Raw genomic sequence first — 12,021 nt, 5'->3', positions numbered from 1 at the left:
CGGCCGGGCTCAGTCCATCGACACGGGGGTGCCGATCGGGACCGTCTCGGTCCAGGGACGCGGCATCCCACGCGTCGTGTCGAGGACCCGGGCCCGATCGAACAACGGACCGTTGAACAGGATCGCCTCGGCCTCGTGTGCGGGCATCGGTCGCGCCATCAGGAAACCCTGGCCCTGGGTCGCGCCCGCATCGATCACGTACGCCAGCTGCTCGACGGTCTCGATCCCCTCGGCCACGATCTCCAGATCGAGGGCGCGCCCGATGGTCACGATCGTGTCGATGATCGTCGAGTCGAACGAGTTGGTCGTCGCGGTCGAGATGAAGCTCCGATCGATCTTGACGACGTCGACCGGCAGCTTCTGGAGGTAGGTCATCGACGAGTACCCCGTGCCGAAGTCGTCGATTGCGATCTTGATGCCGCGAGCGCGGATCTCGGCCAGGATCGAACTGGCCCGCACGACGTCGTCGAGCAGGTGCGATTCGGTGAGTTCGATCTCCAGCAGGTTCGGATCGGCGCCAGTCGCCGCGATCGCCGCGTCGAGGTCGGCGACCAGATTCCCCTCGATCAGATGACGACCAGAAATGTTCACGGCGAGACGCATTCCGCTCCCCTGCCCCATCAGTCGCCACTCCGCGATCCGACGGCACGCGGCTGCGAGCACCCATCGCTCGAGCTCGAAGATCAACCCCGACCGTTCGGCGATCGGGATGAAATCGCCGGGAGGCACCAGCCCCACGCCCGGCCGAGCCCAACGCACGAGCGCCTCGGCGCCCGACGCCATCCCCGTCGACAGGTCGGCGAGCGGTTGGAGGTACATCCGCAGTTCGTCGTGCTGGATCGCCTGGCGCAACGCGAGTTCCAGTTCGGCCTGCTGCTCGATCGAGCGCTGCAGCTCCTTGTCGAACATCTCGACACGTCGCCGGCCCCGCTTCTTGGCCTGGTACACCGCTGCGTCCGCACGCTCGATGACCGACATCGAATCGTCACCCGACTCGACGACGGTGATGCCCACGCTGGCCGACACCGCGAAGAGTTGGTCCCCGATGTTGTACGGGTGCTCGATCTCCTCGATCATCCGCTCACCGAAGCGGATCAGTCGCTGCGGGTCCGCGAGATCCGCGACCACGACGAGGAACTCGTCGCCGCCGAGTCGAGCGATGTAGTCGATCTCGCGGATCGAGCCACTGAGGCGCTGCGCGATCTCGCGCAGGACGACGTCGCCGACGGCGTGACCGTGGGTGTCGTTGACGCTCTTGAACCCGTCGACGTCGAGGAACATCACGCCGGTCGCGCGCATGCCTCCCGGGGCGATCGGAACGCCGGGAGCGGGAAGTGTCCGCAGGACGTGCTCGAGGTGTTCGAGCACCGCAAACCGGTTCGGGAGGCCCGTCAGGTTGTCGATCCGGGCCTGTTCACCGAGGCGCGATTCGCTCGCCTGGAGGCGGGTCGTCAACGCGACCACACGTTGCATCGAGGACCGCATCGCGGCCCCGACGTGCCCGGGCAGTTCATCGAGTTCGGGTGCCTGGTTCATCTCGGCGAGCGCGAGTGCGTCCATGTGCTCCTCGACCAGCGACAGCGTGCTCGCCATGTCGTTGACCGCGCCGGTCACCTTGCGGACGTCGCTCGGCCCCGCCACGGGCAGCGGTTCGGCGTTCAGTTCGCCGCGGCTGATGCGCTCGGCCTGGAGACGAAGTCTCGTGAGCGGTCGGGTGAACGAGCGCATCACCACGAGCCCGAACAGCAACGACGCGATCCCCACGGCGATGAGCAGCGCCAGGGTCGTGCGGTTCTTCGACTGGGCGTCGCTCGCCCAGGCGGCGACGTCGTCGTCGATGGCCGAGCCGGTCTGAGACACCACCCGGTCGACCTGCTCCAGGTAGTCGAGATGACGCACGACCGCGTTGTCGGCCGCCGAGTCGAGAGTCCGATGGATCTCCTGCAGTTCGGCGACCCACTCCGAGTCGCCCGGGAGCGCGATGAGCAATGCGTCGGCCTGACGAACTCCGCTGGCGACCATGTCGTCGTTCGTCATCACCCGAACGCCGAACCTCTCCGACGACACGACGTGGAGTTCCTCGGCCGCCGTCAGGACGAGGTCGCTCGTGTTCATCAGACGCTGCGATGCGGCGAGCGCATCGCGCGAGCCGTAGTCGGTGGTGGTGAGCGTGGTGGTGGTGCCGTCGAGCACGGTCACGATCTGGGCGTCGAGGTCGCCGAACGTCTCGTCCACCGATGTCGGGTCCGCGAGGCGGTCGTCGACGGAGCGCCGGTGGGCGGCGAGAATGCTCCGTGACTCGCTGATCTCCTGACCGCCGCCGAGCGATGCGGCACGCAGTTCGACCTCGAGGCGGTCGAGGGCGCTGTCGGTACGCCGACGCACGGCGGTGAGCCCCGCTTCGAGCTCGTCGCGGGCGCCGGTCGGCTCCTCGACGGTCCGTGCCAACGAGGTGGTGCGCTCCACCTCCAGCGCAGCGACCGCAGACGTCGCCGAGGAATGGAGGGCGACCGCCCGGGCGATGGACGCCGCGTTCTCGGCCGTCACGTTGTTCCGATCGACCTCGCGGATGCTGAACCAGCCCACCGCGGTGAGCGGGATCAGAAGCAGTGCAGCGACGTACACGGCGAGCGGCAGGCCACCGAGGCGGCGTCGGGAGAGCATGCGATGGTGTCTTCGGCCGACCCTGTGGACGACTTGAGAACCCAACGGCGACCCCGTCGTGCCGACGATGGGACTCGAACCCACACTGACGGCCACCTAAAAACCGTGCCTCTGCCAATTGGGCTACGTCGGCGCCCGCTCTCACGATACGCACCGCGTCGGCGATCGTTCGCTCCGATCGGCGGGTCCGCGTCGCATCGACACCACCGTGCCGACCGGAGCGTTCACGCCGACCTGGGACTCACGCCCGGGACGGTCGGACCACGACGGCCGGGTCCGCGGCCCGAGGTGAAGCCGCCGGCGCCACCCGCGGTCCTAGCCTGCGGGCCGATGAATCGGCGCCAGATCCTGCACGGTGTCGCCGTGCTCGTCGCCTGGGTCGGAGTGGCCGGCGTCGGCGTCGTGATGCTCTCGCAGGCCGCCGGGTGGAACGGCGGCGCGCTGACCGCCACGCTGCAGTCACTCACGCCGTACGGGATTCCCGTCGTCCTCGCGTCGGCGGCGTTCGGAGTGTGGAAGCGAGAGGACTCGTTGGCAACGGTCGGTGCGCTGGTCGCGCTCGGCGCCTTCGCCCTCTCGATCCCCTTGGTCGTCCCACCCGGTCAGCCGGCGCCGACGCCGGAGTCGATCCGCACGAGCGTCGCGTCGGTCAACCTGCTCTACAGCAATCCCGTCGTGGACGAGGTGGCGGACGAGCTCGTCGATCTCGACCCCGACGTGATCGTCTTCTCGGAGTACACACCGGCCCACCGCGACGCACTGCTCGCCCACCCGCTGGCGGACCGGTATCGGTACCAGGTCAACCGGGACGAACGGCGCTCGAGCGGGATGGCGGTGTGGTCCAGGTACCCACTCGACGCGATGCCCGCCGGCACCGATCGAACCGTGGATACCGAGGTGTCGGCGCCCGATGGACCGATCCGACTCCTCGGCGTCCATCCGCCGACACCGGTGTTCGACTTCGATCTGTGGGAGGGCGAGCTCCGTCGCATCGGCGAGACCGCGGCGGACTCCGCGCTGCCCACGCTCGTCATCGGTGACTTCAACGCCTCGTACTGGCACCCGGCCTTCCGCGACCTGTTGGCACGCGACCTGACCGACGCACACGTGGCGAACGGATCCGGATGGTCGACCTCGTGGCCCTCCGACCGCTCCCTGCCTCCGTTCGTCCGCCTCGACCACGCCCTGACCGGCAACGGACTGGTCTCGACCGACGTCGACGACTTTCGCGTTCCGGGCAGCGATCACATCGGGTTGATCGTCACGGTGGCACCCTCGACACCCGCCACCGACGAGCCGGGTCCCGACGCTTCCGGTTGAGGCGGGTCGGTTTCCGGTTCCGAACGCCCACCGGACCGGGGACGCACGGACACGGTCCGGTCGGGTCGGCCCTGCCCGACGTCTCCGGTGCCGCCCGATTCAGCTGCGCCGGTCGAGTTCGGCGAGAAGTGCCCGGAACGCCTTGCCGCGGTGGCTGACCGCATGCTTCGCGTCGACTCCCATCTCGGAGAACGTGAGTCCGCCGCCTCCGTCGGGAGCGAAGATCGCGTCGTAACCGAAACCGGCAGCGCCACGTTCTTCGGTGGTGATCGTTCCTGCGCAGACGCCTTCGACGGCGATCTCGGAGCCGTCGGGCCACAGAGCCAGCGCCACGGTCCGGAACGCAGCAGTGCGGTCCTCGGCGTCGGTGAGCTCTCCGAGCATCTTGTGACGGTTGTCGGCGTCGCTGCACCCCTCCCCCGCGTACCGGGCGGTGTGCACGCCGGGTGCCCCGCAGAGCGCTGACACTTCGAGTCCCGTGTCGTCGGCGAGGGCGGGCAGGCCGGTCGCCTCCACGAGCGCAGCCGCCTTCAGCCGGGCGTTGCCGATCAGTGTGTCGGCGTCCTCCACGACATCGGGAACGGCCTCGGGGCGCGGCAACAGATCGACCACGCCGCGCAGCAACGCCTGGATCTCGGCCACCTTGCCCGGGTTCGCAGAGGCGCAGACGAACTGCGGGAGGGCCGTCATCGACGTGCGGGTCGCGGGGTGGGGGCCGTGGCGATCAGGTCGGCCTGCATCGCCGTGATCGTGGCCAGCCCGCCCTCGGCGAGCGCCAGCAACCGATCGAGTTGACCGCGGCTGAACGCCATCCCCTCGGCCGTGCCCTGCACCTCGACGAACTTGGCCTCACCGGTGGGTCGTCCGTCCGTGTTCGGCTGGAGCATCACGACGTTCATGTCGACCTCGGCGGCCGAGTCCTCGACGTACGGGAGGTCCAGGACGGGCTCACCGCCGACGATGCCGACGCTGATCGCCGAACAGAACGAGTGCAGCGGGTTCCGAGCGAGTTCTCCCCGGTCGACGATGCGCTGGAGTGCATCGTGCAGGGCCAGGAAGCCACCACAGATGCTGGCGGTGCGCGTGCCGCCGTCGGCCTGGAGTACGTCGCAGTCGACGGTGACCTGACGTTCGCCGAGCAGCTTCATGTCGCACGCGGCGCGCAGCGAACGACCGATCAGCCGCTGGATCTCGACCGTGCGTCCCGACTGCTTGCCCTTGGCCGCTTCACGGCCGATGCGCTCGGGCGAGGCCCCCGGCAGCATGGAGTACTCGGCCGTCACCCATCCCTTCCCGGACCCGCGCATCCAGCGCGGCACGTCGTCCTCGACGCTCGCGGTGCACAGCACGCGGGTGTCGCCGAAACCGACCAGCACCGACCCTTCGGCCATCTCGGTGAAGTCGCGCTGGAAGGTGATCGGGCGGAGTTCGTCGGCGCTGCGGCCGTCAGGTCTCGTCATGGCCCGCAAGCTACCGCTCCCGATCGTCGACGTGAGGATCGCCCCGCCCTGGGACGGGGCCCGGCTCACGTCGAGCGCGTTTCCCCGTCGCAGCGACCATCGACGTGAGGATCACCCCGTCCTGGGACGGGGCCAGGCTCACGTCGAACTCGGTCCGGGCGGCCAGGGTTCGGTGGCGTCGAGTTCGGGGCCGAGGAGGCGGCTGCCGAGGTCGCGGAACACGTCGATGTCGCCGCTCGATGCGAACCGGTGTCGGCCCGGCGTCGTCGACTCACGCAGCAATCCCACCTCGGTCAGCCGCGACCGCACGGCGAACGCGGTCTCATCGGCCGAACTCACCAGCGTGACTCCCGGACCCATCACGTCGCCGATGACCCGCGCGAGGAACGGGTAGTGCGTGCATCCGAGCAGCAGCGCGTCGACGTCGGCGTCGACGATCGGCGCGAGGAGCCTCTCGGCGAGCACCGTCACCTCGTCGCCCGAGGTCTGGCCCCGCTCGACGAACTCCACGAATCCGGGGCATGCGGCGCTGCTCAGAGCGACCGGCACGCCGGTGTCGGCGATGCTGCGGACGTACGCCCCCGACTTCACGGTCCCGACCGTTCCGATCACGCCCACTCGGCCCGTGACGGTCGTGCTGACCAGGGCTTTCGCGCCGGGGCGGATGACGTCGATCACCGGCACGTCGACCTCCGCCCGCAACTCGTCGAGACCCGCAGCGGTGGCGGTGTTGCACGCCACGACGATCGCCTTGGCCCCGTAGTCGTCGATCAGGCTGTGCGCGAGTTCGTGGGAGAACCGCTGGACGTCGGCGAGCGCCTTGGAGCCGTAGGGGTACCGACCGGTGTCACCGATGTACACGAGGTCCTCGGCGGGCAGCAGATCGATCATCGCCCGAGCCACGGTGAGGCCTCCGAAACCGGAGTCGAACATCCCGATCGGACCGCTCACACCGAATCACCCGCGTGACGACCGAAACGCCGAGCGACGGGGTCGGCTGGGGTCAGACCCCAGCCGACCCAAGCATCAGAAGTAGATGATCTTCTCGGCAGCGGCTTCGGCCACGTCGAGGTCATCGGTGTACGCACCCGTGGAAAGGTACTTCCAACCACCGTCGCACACGATGAACACGATCGTGCCCGACTCGATCTGCGACGCGACCTTGGCCGCTCCGGCCAGCGCCGCACCCGCAGAGATCCCTGCGAACACACCGCATTCCCGAACGAGGCGTCGGGTCCACTCGATGGACTCGCGGGGCCGCACGACACGCTTGCGGTCGAGCAGGTCGTATCCGTTCCAGTTCTCGAACACCGGCGGGATGTAGCCCTCTCCGATGTTGCGCAGCCCCTCCACCCGCTCACCGAGCGGCGGCTCGACGGCGATGATCTGGATCGAGGGGTCGTACTCCTTGAGGTACGTTCCGACACCCATCAGCGTCCCACTGGTGCCCAGACCGGCGACGAAGTGCGTGATGTCGGGAACGTCGCGGACGATCTCGGGTCCCGTGCCCTCGTAGTGCGCTCGCGGGTTGGAGTCGTTGGCGTACTGATATGGGAAGAAGTAGTCGGGGTGATCGGCGGCCATCGTGCGTGCGCGTGCGACGGCACCGTTCGAGCCTTCTCCACCCGGCGTGAGGATGATCTCGGCGCCGAAGATCTCGAGCATCTGACGACGTTCGACCGAGACCGACTCCGGCATCAGGATCTTGATCGGATAGCCCTTCAACTGGGCGATCGCTGCCAGAGCGATACCGGTGTTGCCCGACGACGGTTCGAGGATCGTCTGCCCCGGGGACAGGCGTCCGTCGTCCTCGGCGCTCTCGATCATCCGCTTGGCGATGCGGTCCTTGACCGACCCGAACGGGTTCTGCATCTCCATCTTGCCGAGGATCCGGACGTTCGGGTTCGGTGAGAGGTTCGAGACGTCGACCATCGGCGTGTTACCGATCATGTCGAGCACGCTGGCGTGCATGGTGCCCGGCATCGCGACCGTCACCGGCTCGTGGATCTGGGCGTTGGTCATGGCGCTCATCACAGTCATCTCCGAGTTCAACAGCGAGCCGGTCGCGGGCATTCCGACAAATCCGATCCGATTGGTCGGGAATCTATCCCGACGTCGTCACGACTACCGGATCGTGTGCCCCGATCCGGCGAGCGTCACACCTTGCGAATCCTCCACTCGGCCGACCCGAACAACCTCCGGTCCTTGACTCCGCAGCAGCTGGAGAGGTCGGACGAGGGGCCCGACCGCTCGGCTACGAGCGCGGCGTCACGATCCGAACGCAATTCTCGTGCCATCCAGGAAGTTGAGGGCGACCTTCGAACCTGGATCGGTGAGATCGTCGACCGGGATGGGAATACAGACCGTTCCCGTCAGCGTTCCGCCGATCAGTACTTCATCGAAGTCGCCGAATGCGCTCGGGGTGACGCCACAACCGGTCGCGAGGGTGAACGAGTCGTAGACGCCCGCCGACGCACCTCCCAGGATCTCCCACGAGAAATTGAACCCCGGCGAAAGCGGTTCGGTCGTCGCCGACACGAGGGTCATCGACACATCGAAGCCGGCAAACACGGTCCCGTCGGGCGGTGGCTCGTTGAACTGATTCTCGGCAGACACCACGTCGTCGATACTCCGTGGAGCCGCCACCGTGATGTTCCAGACCGACTGGTCAGCATCACCGAACGACTCGAAGGTCACATCGTGGCTCGATCCGAAGACAAAGGGCAGACCGATCGACCCGGAGTCCGATCCTCCGTCCCCGACTCCGGAATCACCTGCACTCGGCACCGGAGCGGGCGCCGGGTTGGGGAGTCCGCCCCCGCCAAAACTCAAGCGATCACTTCCGATGAAGCTCATCACCACCTGGGTTCCGGGATCTGCCGCGTCTGCTGCCGGCACAGGGATACAGACGCTCCCAGCCAGGGTTCCGCCGATCAGAGCTTCGGAGAAGTCGTCGAAGGAGTCGGTCACCACGCCGCATCCGAAACTTTCCGTCTCGATCGTCGTCGAGTCGTAGACCGACGCCGACGAACCACCGTTCACTTCCCAGGAGAAGTTGAACCCCGGCGAGAGCGGCTCCTTGTCGGCCGAAATCAACGTCATGGCCACGTCGAAGCCGAGGTAGATGATGCCGTCGGGAGGCGGGCTGTTGAACTCGTTCTCAGCAAGCACTTCAGCAGTGATGTCCCTCGGTGTTCCGACCGTCGTGTTCCAGACGGAACCGTCCGCGTCGCCGAACGAGTCCCAGGTGAGCGCCAGTTCGGAATCGAATGAGAAGGGGCGATCGCGAGATCCGTCCGCGAGGTCTGGCGACTCTTCGACTGGCGGTTCGTCAACGGACTCTTCTGCGACCACTTCGGGGTCGTTCTCTTCGGCGGGGGCCTCTGTTGCGCCCGGCGCATCTTCGTCTTCGACAGCCGCATCCGGCGCCGTGACGTCGCTCGCTTCTTCCTGCTCGTCGGTGCCCGGCTCATCGGGCTCGCTGGAGACCTCGGCGTCCGACTCGTCGCCACCTCCGCCACCAGCTACGGCAGCGATCCCCACGATCCCGAGTAGCACGACTCCTCCGACAGCCCACCATCGCTTCCAGATCGGCTTCTTGCTGTCGTGCTCCCGGGCAGAGAACGAGGTTCCGGCAGGAGAGTCGGGAAGCGGAGCCGGCGGTTGCTGCGATGGTGAATGCGGTGGCGGGGGCGATTGCGGTGGTGGTGGTGGAGACAATGGCCGACTGGTGGTCCCGACCGGGGGCGGGGGCTGGTCGTTTGCTGGCGTAGCCGAATCAAAGCGTGGGGCCGACGAGGACGCTGCGGACTGTCGAGGCTGCGAATGTTCTGTCCATTGATTCCCGTCCCACCATCGGACGAGATCAGGGCGTTGTTCATCCGGGTACCAACCAGGTTGTGTCATTTCTGGACACTAATCGTTGGCAGAGCTTCGTTTCCAAACCGGGGTTGGTCACACCACGGCGAATGGTTCGGACACGATCACGCCGTCGACGATCCGGTAGCTGCGGACCTCGGGCGACTCGCGCTTCAGGCTCACGATCACATAGTGCCAGTCGGGCGACACGGCTGCGTCGACATCGGTCGGGCTCGGATAGGGCTCGGAATGCGTGTGGGAGTGCACCACGCAGTTGATCTCCCAGTCCCTGTCGTCGGCGTCCATCTCGGCGCGCATGAAGTCCTGCGGGTTCACGGTGTAGACCCGCGCCGACTTCGCGTCGTTGCGACACGGGTAGAACACCCGCCCCCCGTTGCCGGGTCCTCCGGCCGGAGCGAGCGGGCCCGCGATCAGCCCGCACGCCTCGAGGGGGTACTCGTCGAGAGCGAGCCCGACGAGCTGGGCGTAGACGTCTCGCGTCACCTGGAACACGACGTCGATGGTACCGGCACACCGGCCGGCGGAATCGGAGCCACCCGAACGACCGGTGGTCGATACCCTCGCTGTTCTCATGGCGAAGAAGGGCAAGAAGACCAAGAAGGCCAAGCCCACCGATGGCACGCAGCTCATCGCGAGCTACAAGCGCGCCTACCGGGACTACGACATCCTCGACACGTACGAGGCCGGCATCGTGCTCACCGGCAGTGAGGTGAAGAGCCTCCGCGAGGGCAACGCCCAGATCGCCGAAGGCTACGCACGTGTGAGGCGTGGCGAGATCTGGATCGACGGTGTGCACATCCCGCCGTACCTGAACGCGATCGGGTTCGGAGCCCACGACCCCGATCGGGAACGCAAGTTGCTGCTCAACCGCGCCGAGATCGACAAGCTCGACGCCCGCACATCGCAGGGCGGTCTGACGATCGTCGCCCTTCGCCTCTACTGGAAGAACGGGCTGGCGAAGATGGAACTCGGGCTGGCCAAGGGCCGCACGAAGGGCGACAAGCGCCAGAACATGGCGGAGCGTGACGCAGACCGGGAGATCGAATCCGCATTCAACCGGGCGCAGAAGTACCAGTACGACTGATCCGGCCGGGCCCGCCGACGCCCACACGCGCAGCGGCCCCGCACCCAGGAGGTGCGGGGCCGCTGTTCATTCGATCAGCGTGAGCTGATCAGCACGTGAACGTTCGTGATCAGGCGCTCGGCATCAACACGGCGTCGATGATGTGCACCGTGGCGTTGGCCGTCGAGACGTCGGCGCATCCGACGGTCGCCTGGCCGTTGACCGAGAGGGTGCCGTCGTCGGCGACCTCGAGCGTGATGTCCTGGCCGTTGACCGTGGTCACCGAGTCGAGCTCGGCGAGGTCGGCGCTGGAGAGCTGCTCACCGGCGACGACGTGGAGCGTCAGGATCGAGGTGAGGAGTTCGGTGTCGGCGAGCACCGCCGCAACGGCGTCTTCACCGAGCGCTTCGAAGGCCGGGTTGGCCGGAGCGAAGATCGTGAACGGACCATCGGAGTTGAGGGTGTCGACCAGACCGGCCTCGACCACTGCGGCGACGAGCGTCGACAGGGCGGGGTTGTTCGACGCAGCCGTGCCGGCCGGGTCGTCGGTCATGCCGGCGAAGGAACCTTCGCCGTCGGCCGGAACGGCCTCGCAGAGCGGGCCCGAGGGAGCCAGGGCGGCGCCCTCTTCTTCCATGGCGTCGGTCGTGGCGGGCTCTTCTTCCATGGCGTCGGTCGTGGCGGGCTCCTCTTCCATCGCCTCGTCCTCCATCGCGTCACCGCTCGGCATCAGCACTTCGCCGATGATGTGCACGGTGCCGTTGGCGACCGGAACGTTCGAGCAGAGGACGTCGACGCCGTTGACGGTGGTGCCGTCGGCGCCGAACTCGATGCTCTCACCGTTGACGGTCTCGAGCGAACCGGCCTCGCCGAGGCCGGCGGCGTCGAGCGACTGCCCGGGCACGACGTGCAGCGTGAGGATCGAGGTCAGGAGCTCCGTGTCGGCGAGCACCGCAGCGAGGTCCTCTTCGGGGATCGCTGCGAACGCATCGTTGGTCGGGGCGAAGATGGTGAACGGGCCGTCGCTGTTGAGCGTGTCGACCAGTCCGGCCTCGGTCACCGCGGTGACGAGGGTCGAGAGCAGGGGGTTGTTCGACGCAGCCGTTGCGGCCGGGTCGTCGGTCATGCCGGCGAAGGAGCCTTCGCCCTCGGTCGGAACAGCGTCACACGCCGGGCCGAACGGGCCGTCCTCGGCCATGGCGTCGGTCGATGCCGGCTCCTCCATCGCATCGGTGGCAACGGGCTCTTCCATCGCCTCGGTGGCGACGGGCTCGTCGACGACCGTGTCGGCGGCGTCGTTCGAGTCCGATCCGCAGGCGGCGGCGGTCATGGTGACCACTGCGGCGAGTGCGAGGATCCGGCGGGAGTTCTTCTTTGCGATCATGAGATGTGACAGCTTTCTGTGCTTGGTGGGGGTTCACGCTGCTGGTGCAACTGAGCCGCTCGGAACGATCCTGGCGACTGTCCGGCGGGCGACCCGCTGGACATCGAGTGTTCGGTCCCGTGACGAACTTGGATCACCCGATGGTGGAGGAATCTCTCCCTGACCGTGCTGTCGTGCGCGAAGTCCCAGCTCACAGCAACTCGAGCGGACCGTCGTGGACGGCGATCGATCTCGATTCCCGTGATTCTCAC

The 12,021-nt window shown here is 67.3% G+C and carries 10 protein-coding genes and 1 tRNA gene; 2 read left to right on the top strand and 9 right to left on the bottom strand.

Annotated features, from left to right (window positions below; translation table 11 throughout):
• Positions 1–9: 9 nt before the first annotated feature.
• Together ABJK40_RS13360 and ABJK40_RS13355 are read right to left on the bottom strand one after the other, a co-directional pair.
• Positions 10–2,664 (bottom strand): EAL domain-containing protein, encoded by a 2,655-nt coding sequence (locus ABJK40_RS13360; protein WP_348478558.1) that lies wholly within the window; start codon positions 2,662–2,664, stop codon positions 10–12.
• Between the two features lie 59 nt (positions 2,665–2,723).
• Positions 2,724–2,797, bottom strand: a tRNA-Leu gene (locus tag ABJK40_RS13355).
• A 197-nt stretch (positions 2,798–2,994) separates the two neighbouring features.
• Here ABJK40_RS13355 and ABJK40_RS13350 point away from each other — a divergent pair.
• Positions 2,995–3,984 carry an endonuclease/exonuclease/phosphatase family protein gene (locus tag ABJK40_RS13350; RefSeq protein ID WP_348478557.1) on the top strand — a complete coding sequence of 330 codons (990 nt, stop codon included), beginning with the start codon at positions 2,995–2,997 and terminating at the stop codon, positions 3,982–3,984.
• A gap of 99 nt (positions 3,985–4,083) precedes the next feature.
• Here ABJK40_RS13350 and rdgB read toward each other — a convergent pair whose 3' ends face one another.
• The 6 genes from rdgB to ABJK40_RS13320 form a co-directional block, all read right to left on the bottom strand.
• Positions 4,084–4,674: an RdgB/HAM1 family non-canonical purine NTP pyrophosphatase gene (gene rdgB / locus ABJK40_RS13345; protein WP_348478555.1), complete on the bottom strand. Its 591-nt coding sequence runs from the start codon at positions 4,672–4,674 to the stop codon at positions 4,084–4,086.
• Positions 4,671–5,444, bottom strand: a complete 774-nt coding sequence (gene rph / locus ABJK40_RS13340; protein ID WP_348510314.1) for a ribonuclease PH — start codon at positions 5,442–5,444, stop codon at positions 4,671–4,673. The genes rdgB and rph overlap by 4 nt, the downstream gene beginning before the upstream one ends.
• A gap of 138 nt (positions 5,445–5,582) precedes the next feature.
• Complete coding sequence (gene murI, locus ABJK40_RS13335; RefSeq protein ID WP_348478553.1) at positions 5,583–6,395, bottom strand: glutamate racemase; 813 nt, start codon at positions 6,393–6,395, stop codon at positions 5,583–5,585.
• A 75-nt stretch (positions 6,396–6,470) separates the two neighbouring features.
• A complete protein-coding gene (locus tag ABJK40_RS13330; protein ID WP_348478581.1) occupies positions 6,471–7,427 on the bottom strand; it encodes a cysteine synthase family protein in 957 nt (318 codons plus the stop codon).
• Positions 7,428–7,712: 285 nt separating this feature from the next.
• Positions 7,713–8,615 carry a hypothetical protein gene (locus ABJK40_RS13325; RefSeq protein WP_348510313.1) on the bottom strand — a complete coding sequence of 301 codons (903 nt, stop codon included), beginning with the start codon at positions 8,613–8,615 and terminating at the stop codon, positions 7,713–7,715.
• A gap of 783 nt (positions 8,616–9,398) precedes the next feature.
• Entirely contained in the window at positions 9,399–9,815 is a 417-nt protein-coding gene (locus ABJK40_RS13320; protein ID WP_348478551.1) for a M67 family metallopeptidase, read from the bottom strand.
• Between the two features lie 79 nt (positions 9,816–9,894).
• Between ABJK40_RS13320 and smpB the strand changes: the two genes are divergently transcribed.
• Positions 9,895–10,407 (top strand): SsrA-binding protein SmpB, encoded by a 513-nt coding sequence (gene smpB / locus ABJK40_RS13315; RefSeq protein WP_348478550.1) that lies wholly within the window; start codon positions 9,895–9,897, stop codon positions 10,405–10,407.
• Between the two features lie 109 nt (positions 10,408–10,516).
• Here smpB and ABJK40_RS13310 read toward each other — a convergent pair whose 3' ends face one another.
• A complete protein-coding gene (locus tag ABJK40_RS13310; protein WP_348478548.1) occupies positions 10,517–11,770 on the bottom strand; it encodes a fasciclin domain-containing protein in 1,254 nt (417 codons plus the stop codon).
• Positions 11,771–12,021 lie beyond the last annotated feature (251 nt).

This window comes from Ilumatobacter sp. (assembly GCF_039969435.1).
In the GTDB taxonomy this organism is placed as follows: domain Bacteria; phylum Actinomycetota; class Acidimicrobiia; order Acidimicrobiales; family Ilumatobacteraceae; genus Ilumatobacter_A.
This window is presented reverse-complemented; position numbering and strand designations above follow the sequence as displayed.